The sequence below is a fragment of the Nostoc sp. TCL240-02 genome, assembly GCF_013343235.1.
Classification (GTDB): Bacteria; Cyanobacteriota; Cyanobacteriia; order Cyanobacteriales; family Nostocaceae; genus Nostoc.
The window spans coordinates 2,321,934-2,339,978 of record NZ_CP040094.1 but is presented as its reverse complement, the minus strand read 5'-3'; the positions used below and the strand labels follow the sequence as shown (position 1 = coordinate 2,339,978).

The following is an 18,045-nucleotide window of genomic DNA, read 5'->3' as shown; positions in this document are numbered from 1 at the left end:
TTCGCAATGATTAAGCACAAACAACAAATCCACCCTTCTGGGGAGTCTGGTTTCACGATTATTGAGTCGCTGGTAGCATTACTCGTAGTTGCTATTTTACTAACAGCGATCGCACCTGTTATAGTTCTGGCAACAGCAACCCGCGTTCAGTCTCGACGGGTGGAACTGGCCACTCAAGCGGCAAAAACATTCATTGATGGCATCAGAATTGGAGCTATTACAGCGCCAAATACAGTCATTACAATTGCTGCTCCTACATCAGCCGCGCCTAGACGCATTTCAGATGTAGCGGGTACACCACCTATAACAGGTAGCCCAGGTGACTATTTAATTAACACTACAAATATGCCCGTTCCTACAGATGCAACTACTTTATATTGCTTTAAGAACGGTAGTATTTCTAATCCAGACTGTAGTAGCAATACTAGCAATTTATTTTATATCCAGGCTAGTCGAATTGTTGTTCAAAGTGCTGGGGTGAACGATGGCTATCGTCTGGGAATTAGGGTTTATCGAGCAGATGCTGACTTTCCCTTAACAGCCAGCACTCTTGATACTAAAAACACACAAACACCTTTCACTGGTGGATTAGGTAGCCGTAAAGCACCATTAATTGAAATGACAACCGACATTGCCAACAGTACGACTTCATTTCAGGCTTTATGTAAGCGGCTGGGTATTGCGACAAATAAAACTTGTCAATAAAAAACTCGGCAAGTAAGTTCATATTATGCAATTGATCGCAGTGCATCTATTAGCAAAGAGAATACCGCAGTATGATAAGGACACTAAAATTTTTGCTCAGTAAACAGCTGAAGCGTTCCAAGGACACTCAGCAAGTTTATGGTTTTACCCTAATTGAATTGTTGGTAGGCATGATCCTAGCCTTCCTAATCATCACGCCGTTGCTAGGATTCATGGTTAATATTCTGGATACAGACCGAAAGGAACAAGCCAAGGCAAATTCTGAGCAAGAAATTCAATCTGCACTAGATTACATTGCCCGTGATTTACAACAGGCAATCTATATTTATGATGCTACTGGAATTGCTTGTCTAAGCGGTACTGCTGATACTACTACTTGCCCAAGTGCAAGTACAACTGGGAATCAACTACCTAGTCCAAGTGCAACAGATAGAGTTCCTGTTCTTGTCTTTTGGAAGCGAGAATTAGTTAGTCAAGCAATTACTACAGCCAGTGGACAAGATGATACTTTTGTTTACTCATTAGTTGCCTACTATTTAATTAAAGACGCTACTTCTAGTTCTACTTGGTCTAATGCCGCTCGTATCGCCCGATGGCAAATTAAGGATGGTGTCAGTACCAGTTCTAGCACCGTAACTTGTACTGGATATAGTGGAAAGTATGTCAGTACAAGTTATTGCCCTAACCCAGGTTTTGCTTTATTTAAGCTTGATGGAATCGGCACAATAACACAAAAGATGAATGCTTGGACAAAAGCCACAGCAGATTACACTGCCGATCCCACAGTACTTGTTGACTTTATTGATCAAACCAAAAATGACGATGTGCCAGCAGCACTACCGGTAACATGTCCTGCTGACTCCACTACTCCTCCCATTACATGGTCAAAAGTATCACCAGATACAGCTACTTTCAATACTCGTAATACGGGTAAAATGACTAGCTTTTATGCATGTGTTGATAAAGTTAATACAACAGCGCAAGTATTTTTACGAGGTAATGCACTCGCACGCTTACAAAGCAATAACCTTAATTACCAACCCAGTAACAAACCTTATTTTCCAACTGCAAGCATACGAGTACAAGGACGCGGATACTTATTTACCAAGTAAATACTGAAATTCAAAGCATTAATCAATGGCAGCTAATTATGGGAAAGTTAAGTTTTAAATTATTGCAACTAACCCGCAGCAATGCAAAAAGCAAACAGCCATGTTTAGTTAACAGGCTGCACTACGCCTCTGGATACACACAACAAAATGCTGGCTTTAGCTTGCTGGAATTAATCGTAGTGATGGTGATGATCGGAATTTTATCAGCGATCGCAGCTCCTGGTTGGCTTGCCTTTGTGAATCGGCAGCAAGTGAATAAGGCTAATGACGCTGTTTTAGCTGCATTACGAGAAGCACAGCGCGAAGCTAAAAACAAAAAACTTAGCTACAGTGTCAGTTTTCAGAAAAATAGCACAACCCAAAATGTAGAGGTTGCGATTTATCGTACCGATATTGGAATCAGCACATGGAAATCTTTAGGGACGGATATAGGAGTTAGCTCTAATAAATTTCTGCTAGGTGGAAATCTTGCTGGTCAAAACATTGCTAGTACTACTACTAATTCTCCTGTATCCTACCCTTTAAGTGCATCAGCAAAAATTACCTTTGACTACATGGGAGCTTTGACTCTACCAAATAACTTTGGAACAGTAGCAGCAGGTACAGAAGCACCTGGGTTAAAAATAGTGGTAGCAGTACCAAGCTCTACAAATTCTACATTGCCTAGTAGCGTCAAGCGATGCGTCATTGTGAAAACTCTCTTAGGCTCAATGCTCACAGCACAAGATGATAAATGCAGTTAAGTAGCTTATGCAGGAATCTTCATTTGAAGTTAGGTAAGAATACTGTATATAAAACTGCACATTGATAGCAAAATTAAAATATCAGGTGCAGTTTTAATGTTCGATAGATTTATTTAAGAGCCAGCAATAAACTAGTTATTGGTTCAATATATAAAATAAAAAGTGTCTTAATCAAATCAAAATGTAAATTTTGTCAAATGACTGAAAACCTTGATATTACTATAGCGATCCCAACTTATAACGGTGAAAGTCGTTTACCAGAACTACTAGAACGGCTACAAAACCAACTTCACACCGAAAATTTAACTTGGGAAATTATAGTTGTAGACAACAACAGCACTGATAACACAGCTAAAGTTGTTCAAACCTATCAACAGAATTGGCAATGTTCTTACCCTTTGAAGTATTGCTTTGAAGCACAACAGGGGGCAGCCTATGCCCGAAAAAGGGCAGTTGCAGAAGCTAAAGGTAGATTAATAGGTTTTCTAGATGATGACAACTATCCAGTATCAAATTGGGTATGTGCAGCTTATGCTTTTGGTGAAAAATACCCTAAAGCGGGAGCTTATGGCAGCCAAATTCACCCTGACTGGGAGGTAGAACCACCAGAAAACTTTCAGAGAATTGCCCCATTCTTAGCAATTACAGAGCGAGGTAATTTACCGTTATTATATCAAGCATCTAAAAAATTGCTACCTCCCTCTGCCGGACTTGTAGTGCGTAAACAAGCGTGGCTAGAAAGCGTGCCAGATAAGGCGATTTTAACTGGGAGAGTTAAGGATAATATGCTTACCAGTGAAGACTTAGAAATGTTGTCTTATATCCAAAAATCAGGATGGGAAATTTGGTATAACCCAGAAATGGAAATTTCTCATAGAATACCTAGTTCCCGTTTACAAAAAGACTATTTAATTCCATTTTTTAGAGGAATTGGACTTAGCCGTTATGTAACTAGAATGGTTAATATCAAACAGATATATAGACCAATTGCTCTTGTATCTTATATGATAAATGATTTACGTAAAATTGCTTTCCACTTACTCAAATACCGAACTAGACTCAAACACGATTTGGTAGTTGCTTGCGAAATGGAACTTTTTTTTAGTAGCTTAGTTAGCCCTTTTTATCTTTGGAAAAATGGGTATTTTAAAAAATAAATTATCAAAGCATTAAGTATTATGGTCAACTTATCATCTGAAAGTTTAGATATTAGCATAGCTATCCCTGCCTATAACGGAGCAACCCGTTTACCTAAAGTTTTAGATAAGCTATTAACCCAGATAGGAGTAGAAAAACTTAACTGGGAAATTATTATTGTGGATAACAATAGTTCTGATAACACATCTGAAATAATCCAGAATTACCAAAAAATATATGATATAAATTGTCGGTTAAGATATTTTTTAGAACCAAAACAGGGAGCCGCTTTTGCACGATTGCGGGCAGTACGTGAAGCAAGAGGTAAGCTAATAGCGTTTTTAGATGATGATAATTTACCTGCTCCTGATTGGTTAGCTCAAGCATATACCTTTGGATTAGAGCATCCTCAAGCAGGTGCTTGGAGCGGACAGATTCATGGGGATTTTGAAGTAAAGCTGCCAGAAAATTTTGAAAGAATCCAAGCTTTTTTAGCAATCAGAGAACATGGTTCAAATCCGCATTTATTTGATGCAGAGAATTTAAGATTACCTCCTGCGGCAGCGCTTGTTGTTAGGAAACAAGTATGGTGTGAAAATGTACCACAACAACCGACTTTAAGCGGCAAATTACCTGGTATTTTTGTGCAGGGTGATGATTATGAACCATTGCTTTATATACATTATGCAGGCTGGCAAATTTGGTACAACCCTACCATGCATACTTATCATCAAATACCGCATTGGCGGCTGGAAAGAGATTATTTGCTGACTTTGGCACGTGGCTGTGGCTTATGTATTTTTCAGCTACGTTTGATAAATGCTAAAAATTGGCAAAAACCAATAATTTTTGTGAAAACTATTTTAGGAAATTTACGTAGAGTATTACAGCACCTTATTCAGTATAGAGGGCAATTTAACACTAATCTAATTGCTCTTTTTGAGCTTAACTTTTACTTAGCTAGTATGATGAGTCCCTTTTATTCTTTAAGATGCAAGTTAGACAAGATCTTGAAAACAAGAAGTGTACAATATGATTAAGTCAACTTTAAATAAAACATTAGTTAGTGTAATTATCCCAGCTTACAATAGTGAAAAAACTATTAAAGCAACTATTGAATCTGTTTTAAATCAAACTTTTCACAATCTAGAATTAATTGTAATAAATGATGGTTCCCAAGACTCGACTTTAGAAATTATTACAAAAATTCCAGACTCACGAATAAAAGTATTTTCCTATCCCAATGCCGGGGGAAACGTTAGTCGTAACCGAGGGCTACACCATGCTGTTGGAAAATTTGTTAGTTTCTTAGATGCAGACGATCTTTGGACACCTGATAAACTTAAATCTCAATTAAAGGCTTTGCAAGAAAATGTTACCGCCAAAGTCGCTTATAGTTGGACTGATTATATTGACGAAAATGGCGAATTTATACTTTCAGGTAAGCGTGTTAAAGCTAATGGAAATGTTTATGAAAATTTGCTACTAAATAATTTTTTAGAGAATGGTTCCAATCCTTTAATTTGTAGGAAATCTTTAATTGCATTAGGTGGGTTTGACGAATCTCTAAGTGCAGCTCAGGATTGGGATATGTGGCTGCGATTAGCCTCTAAGTTTAATTTTATATGTGTCCCATCTGTACAAATCTTATATCGTATGACTCCTAATTCAGTTTCTTGCAATCTTGTTAGACAGGAAAAATCCTGTTTGCAAGTGCTTGAGAGAGCCTGTAAGGAAAGACCTTCTCTACGAGACGCTACAGGAACTACACTAAGGGATAGTTGGAATCTTTGTCTGGCAAATTTATACAAATACCTGGTCTGCAAAGCTCTACAAAAGCCATTTAACAGAAAAAAAGGTCTAGCGGCGGCGATATTTTTGTGTAAGTATTTTATTTATGACCCTTCAAGATTTCAGAACATAAATTTCACCTTAAAACTCTCACTAAAAATTCTTACAATCCTTATTCTGCCGACCTTGCTAGACATTATTACTAACCAGCGTCAAGTTAGAAGGCAACAAACTGAAACATTGCTCAACGACTGGGTAGTTGAAAAGCGATCAGAAAACAAAAATGGATATCCAGGTGCATTTACCGTCTCTAGTTAATGCAAAAAATCTTTTGAATAAACACTCCAGTAGTGGCTTTACCCTACTAGAAATGTTAGTAGTTGTTGTATTAATTGGTATATTAGCTACGTTGGGAATATCTAACTGGCTAGCTTTTGTGGAGACTCGCCGTCTCAACACTGCTCAAAACGAAATTCACCTTGCTATTCATCAAGCCCGAAGCCAAGCCAGTAAGGAAAAATTGACTTGGCAAGCTAGCTTTCGTGAGCAAAACGGTATTATTCAGTGGGCAGTTCATCCTGCTACAGTAAATCCATCTGCGGCTAACTGGAATAATATAGATTCCAATGTACGCTTAGATTCTGAGACAACCTTACAACTGTCAAATAGCATACGTAAAGTTCAATTTGACTACAGAGGTAATGCTAAAAGCCCTAACGATCTAGGACGCATCACGCTATCGAGTAAGTCTGGTGGTAAAGTCAAGCGTTGTGTTATTGTTTCAACGATTTTAGGGGCAATGCGAACAGCAAAGGAGCATACTACAACCGATAACAACAGGTATTGCTATTAAAATATCTCTTAGTTTATTAAAAAAGGTATTGTGTGCTGAATTTACCAGCAAACCCAAAACAGCACCTGATTATTTTTACTCGCTATCCAGAACCAGGTAAGACAAAAACCCGATTGATACCTGCTTTGGGAGATATTGGTGCTGCTAATCTTCAACGAGAAATGACTGAACATACGATATTTCACGTTCAAGAATTGCAAAAAGCCATTGCCATATCTGTGGAAGTGCGATTTGCAGGTGGCGATTTGCAACTCATGCAAGACTGGCTGGGGTTAGATTTGGTTTACCAGTCTCAAGGCGAAGGGGATCTAGGTTCACGGATGGCGCAATCGCTTTTCGATGCTTTTCAATCTGGTGCAGAAAAAGTAATTATCATCGGCACAGATTGTCCTGGAGTCAATGCCGAGATTTTAGCAACAGCGTTTGAAAAGCTACACACCTTTGATCTCGTACTTGGGCCTGCGATCGATGGTGGATATTACTTAATTGGTTTGCGTCAAGCTATCCCGGAGTTATTCGTTAACATTGAGTGGGGAACTACTCAAGTATTCCAGAAAACGGTAGACATTGCCCAGGAACTTCATTTATCATACGTGAACTTGCCGCCTTTAGCTGATGTTGACCGACCCGAGGATCTACCGATTTGGGAACAAACCCTTGTGGGTGAGATGGAAGGATGAGGGAGATAAAGGAGATATAGTAATTTTTATATGGATGCACAACCCACTAGGGGCGCATATCTGTGCGACCCTACAAAATACTTATGTTGCAAGCGATTGAGAACTTAAAACAAGAGAAATCGGGTAATTAATGAGTCTTTTACTACGTTACTGTTTATACTTATATTTTAAAACACCAAGAAATTCCTGAAGACACTGTACATAACAAATGTTACTGTGGCCTAGTTGAAAACCAAGAGACAGATAGCTTTTAGCAATATTGAATCTACTTTGTATTTCTACACAACAGTCACGGTCATGGGCACAATATTCAAGTAACTTGAAATATGAAAATCACTCGTATTCACCGCCAGTTCGAAAAACTATGGTTAACCGTTTTACTTCCGTGAGTACTGCCCTCACCGTTAAGGTAGTTGGAATAATCTGCATTTTGTCCTTTTTTGTGGACTTTTTGATTCTATTGTTACCCTTTCAACCGACTGATCGGGTATGGCAAATCAACTTGGCAACAGCACTAGTCGATCGAGGAATTGTTCCTCTAGTAGGACTGGGGCTGCTGTTTACTGGCTATTGGATTGAAAATGCTGATGCAGGAAGCGATCGCCCCCAAGGGATCGATTTAAGATTTCCCGCCGTGATTCTCTCAAGTATTTTAGGTTTGATGTTCTTGCTGATTTTTCCCCTGCACCTCAATAACGTCAATCAAGCTAAGACTCAAACACTCAATCGAATCACTCAAGAAGCAGATCAGGCAGAAGCTCAACTCAACACTCGTTTATCGCAATTGCAAGCACAACTGAATACTGAGCAAGGAAAAGCCCAATTAGATCAACTCCGAACCCAAACCAAAGCTCAGTTTAGTGAAATCCTCAAAGATGATCAAAAATATAAGCAAGCGCTTGAAAGCTCTCAAATTCCCCCAAATATCAAAGAGTTACTCAAGAAGGCTAAAACAGATCCCCAAGCACTTGACAAGGCTATCGAACAACAAACAGATATTCAGACACTACGAACTCAACAATTGAGCCAAGTTCGCCAACGCAGAGAAGAAGCAGAACAACAAGCTAAAGATACTGCTTGGAAGTCTGGACTGCGGATTGGGATTAGCAGTTTGTTGTTATCCATTGGTTACATTATCATCGGCTGGACAGGCTTAAAAGGTATGGGTGCTGTACAAGGTGGTAAACCTAGAGCTACTACACGCTAATCCATTATTGGCATGGCAGTAATACTTGTACAAAAATTATTCAGTTTATACTGCCATGCGCCTAATAGCTAATAAAAATAAAAAGGCAGTTATCACTGAGTAAAATCGCTATAAAACTTGTAGTAATGTTCTCAATTTACATACTGACATATAACGAAGAACTAGATATTGCTGCTTGTATCGAATCAGCGATGCTATCAGATGACATTATTGTTGTGGATTCATGCAGTAGCGATCACACTGTGGAAATTGCCAGTAGCTATCCCATCCGTGTTGTCCAACACGCTTTTGAAAGCCACGGCCGCCAACGCACCTGGATGTTAGAGTCTATCCCCCCCAAGCACGAATGGGTTTATATTCTCGAAGCTGATGAGCGGATGACACCAGAACTGTTCGCGGAATGCGAAAAGGTAAGTCAGAATCTTGATTACATCGGCTACTATGTGGCTGAACGTGTCATGTTCATGAATCGTTGGATTCGCTACAGCACACAGTATCCCCGTTACCAAATGCGCCTCTTCCGGCACGGAAAGGTGTGGTTTACAGACTATGGTCATACTGAGCGGGAAGTTTGTGACGGTGCAACCAGCTTTTTAAAAGAAACATACCCCCACTACACTTGTAGCAAAGGTTTGAGCCGTTGGATTGATAAGCATAACCGTTATTCTACAGATGAAGCTCAAGAAACGCTATATCAGTTAGAACAAGGAAAGGTCAACTGGCAAGATTTATTCTTTGGTAAATCGGAAGTCGAAAAACGCCGTGCCTTGAAAGATTTGTCTTTGCGCCTACCTGGTAGACCGTTGTTACGCTTTCTATATATGTATTTTATGTTAGGCGGATGTTTAGATGGACATGCTGGACTTGCTTGGTGTACATTGCAGGCATTCTACGAATACTTAATTTTGCTCAAAGTTTGGGAAATGAAGTATCTACCAAAACCTAATTTAGACGTAACAGCAATTTTGGCACAAGAGAATCCACAACAGATACAGTGTGCAGATTCGGAAACTACACAGGCTGATGTGGTGTAAAGGGGACTGGAGATTAGAAGGATTTTCAGTCAAATCAACAAGTAGCGATCGCAAAATCAGAATTCAGAAATAGGGTAGCATAGCTAGCTGTGCTACTCTATCGCGCTTTAAATTTAAACAAAACCACCATATTAAATTAATATTTATAACAGACCATTTTCATAAAAACCGCTCCCGATCAAACGTGAGTGACTAAACATATAAAATAACTCCTCAGTTTACCTGGTGCTACTTTCACAATCAAAAGCAGCTTTTGATTGAGCGCGATAGATTAGTAATACCTTATGACTTGCAACAATCATTTACAAGTCTTACAAGGAAAGGTGACATTTTCTGAAAATAACCAGCAGCCATCCGATTGGTTGATATTTATGTCTATGCTTGTATGAGAATAGCTGATTTACAGCAAAAAGTATCTATTCTTGCTGTAGTAGCCAAACTGCTAACGTTTTGGATAGTTACTTGCGGCGGAAGTTGCTTCAAGTAAAGCCTTTGCTATTTGACGAATTTGCTGGTATGGATACCAATAACAAAAGTTCCTCTAGCTTAAAACAGGAGAATCAGGGCTTGGTAATCGATCGCCTAAAACAGGACTTAAAAAACGACCTGATTGCTGGTTTGTTGGTAGTAATTCCTCTAGCAACCACTATCTGGCTGACAATTACCATTGCTAATTGGGTAATCAACTTCCTCACCCAAATTCCAAAACAACTGAATCCATTTGATGGGTTAAACCCAATTCTAGTAAATTTACTGAATTTATTAGTAGGATTAGCTGTACCGCTACTATGTATCTTATTGATGGGTCTGATGGCTCGTAATATTGCTGGGCGGTGGTTATTAGATTTCGGTGAGCGATTATTACAGGCAATTCCCTTAGCTGGGCAGGTATACAAAACTCTCAAACAGCTTTTAGAAACAATACTAAAAGATTCTAATGGCAAATTTCGCCGGGTAATTTTGGTAGAGTATCCCCGCCGAGGAATTTGGGCGATCGCCTTTGTCACTGGTGCAATCAGCAGTGATATCCAAGCCCAGATGTCCCGTCCCGTCCTAAGTGTTTTTATCCCCACCACCCCAAATCCAACTACCGGATGGTACGCAGTCGTTCCTGAAGACGAGGTGGTGAACCTCTCTATGTCTATTGAAGACGCTTTTAAAATAGTTGTATCAGGTGGTATTGTCGCCCCTAATACGCCCTTGATCTTCCCTAAAGAATCTACAGTGGAAGTGAAACACGACGAAATCAAGCGGCAGGTTATTCCTGTTGAAGAAACTTAAAATCAATCTGGCAAAGTCACAAGCAAATGCGTAATCTTGTTGTTTGACTGTGCCAAAATTGATAAACTCATAAGTCTGCCTCACCTAGTTAATCAGTTCTCGCACAATCACCTTTGACTTTTATGCAACCTCGTAAACCCCAGCAAATTGCTCGTGAATTGGCGCTTTTAAGCCTTAGCCAATTGCCAGTCAACCCAAAAAAATTAGATACACTACCAGATGATCAGCTAGTATCCAAATTGGTGCTAGGAGCAGTACGCACCCTGACCTCAGAAGTGCAAGATACGCTCGATAATGCCGCAGGTGAACTGCAACGCAGTAACGATCGCCTTTTGAGTAGCCAAACTCGTGCTTCCGACCTCAATTCTGCCAGAACAATGCTTCAAGAAGCGATCGCCTGCACCCAGACAGCAATCAATCAATTGGGTACGGCAGTTGATTTCCCCGAATTGATTCAACTAGCTAATCAGGATAAGGGAGTCCGTAATTACGCTAAAGAGCTTGTGATTACCGTCAACGAAAATCGACACATTATAGATGAACTCCTTTCTACTGCCTTAGTGGATTGGCAAGTAACTCGCCTCGCCCAAATTGACCGCGATATCCTGCAAATCGCTGTGGCAGAAATGAAGTTCTTAGGAGTTCCAGACAGCATCGCTATCAACGAAGCTGTGGAGCTAGCCAAGCGCTACAGTGGAGACGACGGTCATCGATTTATTAATGGTGTTTTGCGCCGAGTCACTGAGCAGAAAAAAACAGCATAGTAACGCTGCCTAATTCATATACTCCTATGGAGAAAAGTCTGTAGCCGCTTCTGCGGCTTCCTCCGAGCGAAACTTTTACCTTGGCGCTAGCTCTTCTTTAGAAGAAGGGGAGACGCTGCGCGAACCGAAGAAAACTGATTCTCCTCCAACTAGCTATCAAAGGTGAGGATAACCGGGAAGTTTTCACCCCAGGAAAAAGTGCAAAGTTAAATTAAACTCATAACTTATAACTTATAACTCATATAACTAATACTGCTGCAATGGTTTTTAATTGGTTCCGCCGTCAATATAACGATTCCTCTGAGACTCCCTCTGATAAAAAACAGGAAGAAACTACTCCTGCACAAGAACCCCAACCAGAGCCAGCCGAAACCTCAACTGCTGAAACTGCACCAGATACAACGGCAGACTTGTTGGCGTTTGCTAAAGCTGCTTACAAAAATATTCAGCAAAAACAACAGGTTGAGGTAGTAGAAACCCCGCCTGATTCAGAAAATTCCTCAGCAGAACCTGAAACTGTAGAAACGGCAATTGCGGAAATCACTGAATCAGAACTAACTGAGGAACCTGTTACAACCCTAGAAACAGCACAGCCAGAAATTATCCAAACTGCTACTGAGGAAGAAAATACAGAAGATTCCTCAGTAATTGCAATTGCTGAAGAGTCCGATGTCGAAAGCCCAGAAATAACCACAAAAGAAATTGAACAAACCCCCACGCTAGAGGCAACGCAGCCAACAGCACCAGCTAATTTATCCTTCTTAGAACGGGCGGCAGCAGAACGGCAAGCAAAACTGGATCAACTAATAGCCACCGCCATTGAAGTTCCAGAACCGGAAGTATTACAGCCAGTAGCTGCAACCTCAGAGATAGGAGAGGAAATTCCCGGACTGGTATTTGATGATGGGTTTGTCTGGTCAGCGAAAGTTTTAGCAGCTCAAGGTAGAAATCCAGAAGACGTTTCTATTGAAGAAATAACCTGGCTGAAAAAGCTCCGGCAAGGGTTAGACAAAACTCGCCGGAGTATCCTCAACCAACTGAAGGCGATCGTTGGTCAAGGGCCGCTAAACCTTGCTGCTGTGACGGAAATTGAAGCATTACTCCTACAAGCTGATGTGGGTGTAGAGGCGACAGACTTTATTATCAATGCGCTACAGACAAAACTTCGAGAAGAAGTTACTGCACCGGAAGAAGCGATCGCTTATCTGAAAAAAATTCTCCGGGATATGCTGGATGCACCAAGCATTGCATCCCACAAAACTAGATTTACCCCAGAAAAAGAAACCTTGAACATTTGGTTAATCACTGGGGTAAATGGTGCCGGGAAAACCACCACCATTGGCAAAATTGCCCACTTGGGACAAAAATCTGGCTATAAATGCTTGATTGGGGCAGCAGACACCTTCCGCGCCGCCGCCGTTGAACAGGTGAAGGTTTGGGGTAGTAGAAGTGGTGTAGAAGTAATTGCCAATCCTGGAAAAAATACAGATCCGGCAGCAGTTGTATTTGATGCGATCGCAGCCGCCCAATCGCGGCAAACAGAATTACTTCTGGTAGACACTGCTGGGCGATTGCAAAACAAGAAAAACTTAATGGACGAACTCGGTAAAATCCGGCGAATTATCGACAAAAAAGCTCCAAATGCCAAAGTGGAATCGCTATTGGTTCTAGATGCTACTTTAGGTCAAAATGGACTACGACAAGCCGAAGTTTTCTCCCAAGCGGCCCAACTGAGTGGCGTTGTCTTAACCAAACTAGATGGCACTGCTAAAGGCGGCGTTGCCCTTGCCGTTGTGCAACAACTAGGTTTACCGATTCGCTTTATTGGTGCTGGTGAAGGAATTGAAGACTTACGACCCTTTTCGAGCTATGAGTTTGTCGAAGCTCTCTTGAGTGGCTGATAGAAAAATTGGGAATTAAAAATTTTTCTTGACAAACTGATAAATTTAGGGATAACTGAATCTGGTATTATCACTTGAACTAACTAAAAACAGTTAAAATCCTAAAATCATAAATTTGTCACAATAAATGGGTGAATTTTGCTAAAATCTCAAGCTAATGACCTTTTTCAGCCCTTTAAGGGCTTTTTAAGTGGAGTAGCAAGACATTTAGTTGCTACACACAAAAGCCCGTAAACTTACATTTTGTAGAAACTTAAAAGGTAGACAAGATACTCACCCCCACAAATACAACTATTGTGGTGTGGGATGGACAGCAGTCTGAGCGATGAGTAGTAGATTAGAGAGCCAACGCAGGTGAGTCAAAGACTGTGGTCTTTTCCCTCCGCAGTTAACTCATATTGGCTATGGCAACTTGTACTGCTGTCAAAGAAGCAAGCTAAAGCTATGCGTAGCATCACCAACAGGCGAAGCGACTGCATTAGCAAGTCGGGAGAACTGCACGCTGCACGTAACTTACTCAAAAGTTGGATTACGAGCATCAACTGTTTGCCCAATGCTTGCCAGAAAGACGGCTTCCGACCATCAGAAATTCGGAAAGTCGTCCACTGTGGACTCAAAAAGTGAATTAGTGTAAGTAAGCTGTTTCAACACTCCCAGGTGTATTTTCAGCTCCTACTTGCGAAAGAATCTACAAATATTTTTGTAGTAAATCGAGAGATTTGAATTCTGATGATAAAACGACAACATTGTTTCTGGCTTTTGACTTAAAGTTTTGGGAGGAGATTTTTTCTAGATTTAGTATCATCCTTGGCGATTATCACGGTAATTATTGTATACAGATTAAGTATTTAAAGACTTATTTACATATTCTTAGCTTTTGGAATGAATGTAAGTATGTTTTTACCAAACTAAGCTCGATTGGAGCGCTTGTTGAGGTTTTCGCTCAAAAAACTTCTAATTTCCTAGTTTCCTATACCCAAATAATTACTCTGAAAGCGTTATAAATTATTCTTTGAATAAAGTATTTTTCTGACTTTAGAGATATGCTTTGGTAATTAAGTTATGAAAAAAGGAAAAGCTTTCTGAACTATCACCAAAACTAGAGCGCTTCTCGTTTTGATGCAATACACTTTGATCTTTCTTCGAAAAGGCTACAGTGTATACACATCTCTCTACAAGGCTCAGGGTTAGGTTTATATTCCATACAATTGAGAACCGCTATAGTAATTTTTACGGGTTGGATTTTGACTAAAAATACATGATTTTCAATGACTAAGATTCCATCAAAAATACAATAAGCAAATAAAATACTGATAAAAGTTGCCTGTTACGTCTTTATACTCTTGCTAAAGTGACAAGTCTTGTCTAATTATGGTTTAGCAATACGAAAGCCAAAAAGCTTATAAGTAATCTAAAATCTGCCAATATAAAGTGCAATAATACCTGTGCCTGTGTCTCAACTGCCCTCTCAACCCACTGACAACAATAGTAGTGCCGCGACGGATGTCACCCCAGTCGTGGCACTCAAAGAACTCGTGGCAAGGTTGCACCGGGAACAGAACAAAATTCAAGATTTGCTCAGTTCTTTAGGATTTGCCCTGAGAAGTTTCAATAATTTGAATCAGTTTTTGGAACTGATTCCGCTAATGGCAACAAGAGTGACAGATGCAGACGGCAGCGCCCTGTTTCTCTACAAACCTAATGGTCAAGTCAGGTTAGAACAGTTACATTGGCAAGATAGTGGACAGCGTAAAAATATCCGCAAAGCGCTAGAAATAGCCAGCAGTCAAATCACCCTTTTGCCAAATACTGCCCCTCTAGCGAATGCGACGGGGATTTTGGATGACCAGATGCATCGCTATTTGGGGCCAGATGTGCAAATCTTTGGTACGGCGATTCTGGTAAAGCATACAGAAAGGGGATGGCTCTACGTATTGAGCCGCGATCCAGAATATAGTTGGACAGAAACTAGGCAAAAGTTAGTTAGGTTAGTGGCAGACCAAACAGCAGTAGCGATCGAAAACGATGAACTAGCTGTAGAACTTAGAAAAAAAGAACGGTTAGACCAAGAGCTAGAAATTGGTGCAGAAATTCAACGGCGACTTCTACCACGTCAATGTCCCACAATACCTGGTGCAGTCCTAGCGGCCCGTTGTAAACCTGCAAATCGTGTTGGTGGTGACTACTACGACTTTATTGCTACCAATCAGAATAAAATTCGGTCTAAGACTAAAAGCGACACCGAAACTGGTCGCTGGGGTTTGGTTATTGGAGATGTGATGGGCAAAGGTGTCCCTGCTGGGCTGATTATGACGATGATGCGAGGAATGCTGAGGGGAGAAGTACTACATGGGAATTCCCCAGCAAAAATTCTGCAAAACTTAAATAGAGTTATGTATGCGGATTTGGAAAATTCTCACCGTTTTGTAACACTATTTTATTCAGAATATAATCCTCACAGTCGAATTTTGTCTTATAGCAATGCGGCACACAATCCTCCCTTGTGGTGGCACGCAGCCACGAAAACGGTCAGCCGTTTAGATACTCTAGGAATGCTAATCGGTTTGGATGCTAACAGCCAATATGAAGATGCTCAGGTACAGTTAGAGCCTGGGGATACAATTATTTACTACACAGATGGCTTGACCGATGCAGCGGCGGCTGGTGGCGATCGCTTCGATGAAGAGAATTTTGTCACTGGCTTCAATACGGCTTGTAAGTACTGTAATGGCCCAGAGGAAATTGTGGATTATTTATTTGACCAAGTTCAGCAGTTCATTGGTGATGATAAGCAAAACACTGATGATATGACACTAGTTGTTCTGCAAATTTTATAGTCATTAACCATTTTTCTTGGTCAAGTCATGAATAAATACCTAATTTTATGGCAACTGGTTATGGCAACTGGATATTTACCATGGCAAATTTAATTTTTAATTTATTTTTCTTTAAATTTCCGTAGCGATCGCTCAAATAATCGCAAATTAATCTTTTTTCAGGACTTGTTTGTATTTAGTCATTAGGATAATACATAAAAAATGATCCTTAGAATACATTTCTGTTTAAGCAAAAACTATATATTTTGCACATCTAGCACAGTAGGAAACGTCAAAGGGGATAGCAGGTAAAAGGTAAAATGTACAAGGCAAAAAGTAAATTTACTTCTTCATTTTTGCTTTTTTTCTATCCTTGTCACGCAAGCATTTAGCCTGTTACCTCTTGGCGTTTTAATTTTTCTTTTCTCCGCCGTAGCAAGTTCACAACAGTTACGACGGAGTTTTGCTTTCTTTGTTTCTTAGGTCTAAACTTGGGCGTTTTCAAATTACTTGGTCTTTAAGTCGATAACCTTCATTTCATCATTTGTCAAGATATTTCTAAAAAGATTTTAGTTGAAAAATTCATAATTAAAATAGCTATTCTTGCGCTCCAGCTTTTTGCAGACTCCGCACTACATTTTTATAACCATTAAATTCTGCAATCATCAAAGCAGTATAACCACCACGGTTTTTTAAATTCACATCTGCCCCAGCTTGGAGTAATAACTGCACAATTTCGCCATAACCTGCTGAGGCAGCCCACATCAATGATGTTGCCCTTCCTGAGTCTTGAAAATTCACATCTGCCCCTTTTGCCAGCAGCAAATGTATAATCTCTGTGTGTTTGCGTTCAGTTGCTTTGATCAAAGCAGTTTTGCCATCGTCCCCCAGAGTGTTGGCATCAGCACCATAGTCTAACAACACCTTCACTGTTTGAATGTGTCCTTGTGATACAGCCAACGTCAAAGGTACTTCACCAAGATTTTTCCCATTAATATCTCCCCCAGAACGTAGTAGTGCCTCGACAATTTTGCTATGTCCCTGCAACGCTGCTACAAGTAGTGGTGTATCACCTAGACGGTTCCTAATTTGGACATCTGCACCCCTATTAAGTAATACTTGCACGACATCAATGTAGCCTTCCACAACGGCAAGATGTAGAGCAGTTTCACCATCTTGATCTTGGAGATTAATTTCAGCACCTCGATCTAGTAAAGCTGCTGCGATCGCACTATGTCCTGCTGCTGCTGCTGCCAATAATGCAGTTCCACCATCAGCGTTTTTCGCATTCACATCAGCCCCCGCCGCTAGCAGTGCTTCCACAACCTCCAGATGCCCCAAGTCTGCGGCTAATGTTAAGAGTGTCTCACCCTCTTGATCTGGGATATTGACATCAGCACCAGTTTGGAGAATTGCTTGTAAAATTTCTATGTTTCCCTGCTTAATGGCGAGTTTCAAGGCAGTATCATCATCTTTATCGGCAATATTCACCTCCGCACCAGCAGCCAATAAGACTCGCACTACATCGATATGACCTTTGAGGACTGCGGCCATTAAAGCTGTGCTGCCATCTTCATTAGTGGCATTAACATCAGCACCTTTAGATACTAAAAGTTTCAAGATATCAAGTTGTTTGGCACTAGCTGCCAACATCAAAGCTGTCAAACTATAGAGTTTTCTCTTCAAGTTGATATTTGCCCCAGCATCTAGGAGCGATCGCACTATTTCGGTGTAGCCTAAATTGGCTGCAAACATTAACGCCGTCGTGCCTTGGCGATCGCACGCGTCTACCCTCGCACCATCAGCCAGTAGCGCACACAGCCCCTTGATATCGCCACTTTTAGCGGCTTTTAGCAGCAAAGTATCGTTGTTTTCAGTCATGAATGAGATCCCACACAGGGGTTTTGTTCGTCTACCCTCAAAACTCAGTCTGAGATTGTTTATGCACTTTGGCAAGAGGGTAAAGGGAAATAGCATGGGAAGGGACTGGAAAGGGGCAGGGGGACAAAGAAGAATTATTG

At 40.5% G+C, this 18,045-nt stretch carries 16 protein-coding genes; 15 read left to right on the top strand and 1 reads right to left on the bottom strand.

All coding sequences use genetic code 11. The annotated features are described in order from the left end of the window. Window positions 1-6 precede the first annotated feature (6 nt). The 15 genes from hpsB (at window position 7) to FBB35_RS10075 (ending at window position 16,045) form a co-directional block, all read left to right on the top strand. Complete coding sequence (gene hpsB, locus FBB35_RS10145; RefSeq protein ID WP_174709527.1) at window positions 7-705, top strand: hormogonium polysaccharide secretion pseudopilin HpsB; 699 nt, start codon at window positions 7-9, stop codon at window positions 703-705. 71 nt (window positions 706-776) lie between these two features. Further along, entirely contained in the window at window positions 777-1,817 is a 1,041-nt protein-coding gene (gene hpsC, locus FBB35_RS10140) for a hormogonium polysaccharide secretion pseudopilin HpsC (RefSeq protein ID WP_174709526.1), read from the top strand. Between the two features lie 38 nt (window positions 1,818-1,855). Next, on the top strand, window positions 1,856-2,560 hold the full coding sequence (locus FBB35_RS10135) for a Tfp pilus assembly protein FimT/FimU (RefSeq protein ID WP_174709525.1): 705 nt from the start codon (window positions 1,856-1,858) through the stop codon (window positions 2,558-2,560). A 197-nt stretch (window positions 2,561-2,757) separates the two neighbouring features. Further along, complete coding sequence (gene hpsE, locus FBB35_RS10130; RefSeq protein WP_174709524.1) at window positions 2,758-3,717, top strand: hormogonium polysaccharide biosynthesis glycosyltransferase HpsE; 960 nt, start codon at window positions 2,758-2,760, stop codon at window positions 3,715-3,717. Between the two features lie 21 nt (window positions 3,718-3,738). Next, window positions 3,739-4,737: a hormogonium polysaccharide biosynthesis glycosyltransferase HpsE gene (gene hpsE, locus FBB35_RS10125; RefSeq protein ID WP_174709523.1), complete on the top strand. Its 999-nt coding sequence runs from the start codon at window positions 3,739-3,741 to the stop codon at window positions 4,735-4,737. Further along, entirely contained in the window at window positions 4,730-5,806 is a 1,077-nt protein-coding gene (locus FBB35_RS10120; protein WP_174709522.1) for a glycosyltransferase, read from the top strand. The genes hpsE (FBB35_RS10125) and FBB35_RS10120 overlap by 8 nt, the downstream gene beginning before the upstream one ends. After that, window positions 5,772-6,341, top strand: coding sequence for a GspH/FimT family pseudopilin (locus tag FBB35_RS10115; protein ID WP_174709521.1), 570 nt, complete (start codon window positions 5,772-5,774; stop codon window positions 6,339-6,341). The genes FBB35_RS10120 and FBB35_RS10115 overlap by 35 nt, the downstream gene beginning before the upstream one ends. A gap of 32 nt (window positions 6,342-6,373) precedes the next feature. Next, window positions 6,374-7,021 (top strand): TIGR04282 family arsenosugar biosynthesis glycosyltransferase, encoded by a 648-nt coding sequence (locus FBB35_RS10110; RefSeq protein ID WP_174709520.1) that lies wholly within the window; start codon window positions 6,374-6,376, stop codon window positions 7,019-7,021. A gap of 364 nt (window positions 7,022-7,385) precedes the next feature. Continuing rightward, window positions 7,386-8,228, top strand: a complete 843-nt coding sequence (locus tag FBB35_RS10105) for an HpsJ family protein (RefSeq protein WP_174709519.1) — start codon at window positions 7,386-7,388, stop codon at window positions 8,226-8,228. Between the two features lie 125 nt (window positions 8,229-8,353). Then, on the top strand, window positions 8,354-9,262 hold the full coding sequence (locus FBB35_RS10100; RefSeq protein WP_174709518.1) for a glycosyltransferase family 2 protein: 909 nt from the start codon (window positions 8,354-8,356) through the stop codon (window positions 9,260-9,262). A 516-nt stretch (window positions 9,263-9,778) separates the two neighbouring features. Beyond that, entirely contained in the window at window positions 9,779-10,543 is a 765-nt protein-coding gene (locus tag FBB35_RS10095; RefSeq protein ID WP_174713589.1) for a DUF502 domain-containing protein, read from the top strand. 122 nt (window positions 10,544-10,665) lie between these two features. Then, window positions 10,666-11,307 carry a transcription antitermination factor NusB gene (gene nusB, locus FBB35_RS10090; protein ID WP_174709517.1) on the top strand — a complete coding sequence of 214 codons (642 nt, stop codon included), beginning with the start codon at window positions 10,666-10,668 and terminating at the stop codon, window positions 11,305-11,307. Between the two features lie 260 nt (window positions 11,308-11,567). Continuing rightward, window positions 11,568-13,208 carry a signal recognition particle-docking protein FtsY gene (ftsY, locus tag FBB35_RS10085; RefSeq protein ID WP_174709516.1) on the top strand — a complete coding sequence of 547 codons (1,641 nt, stop codon included), beginning with the start codon at window positions 11,568-11,570 and terminating at the stop codon, window positions 13,206-13,208. 354 nt (window positions 13,209-13,562) lie between these two features. Next, on the top strand, window positions 13,563-13,832 hold the full coding sequence (locus FBB35_RS10080) for a hypothetical protein (RefSeq protein WP_174709515.1): 270 nt from the start codon (window positions 13,563-13,565) through the stop codon (window positions 13,830-13,832). An 821-nt stretch (window positions 13,833-14,653) separates the two neighbouring features. After that, a complete protein-coding gene (locus FBB35_RS10075) occupies window positions 14,654-16,045 on the top strand; it encodes a PP2C family protein-serine/threonine phosphatase (protein ID WP_174709514.1) in 1,392 nt (463 codons plus the stop codon). 576 nt (window positions 16,046-16,621) lie between these two features. Here the strand turns inward: FBB35_RS10075 and FBB35_RS10070 are convergent. After that, window positions 16,622-17,905, bottom strand: a complete 1,284-nt coding sequence (locus FBB35_RS10070; RefSeq protein ID WP_174709513.1) for an ankyrin repeat domain-containing protein — start codon at window positions 17,903-17,905, stop codon at window positions 16,622-16,624. Between the last annotated feature and the right edge of the window lie 140 nt (window positions 17,906-18,045).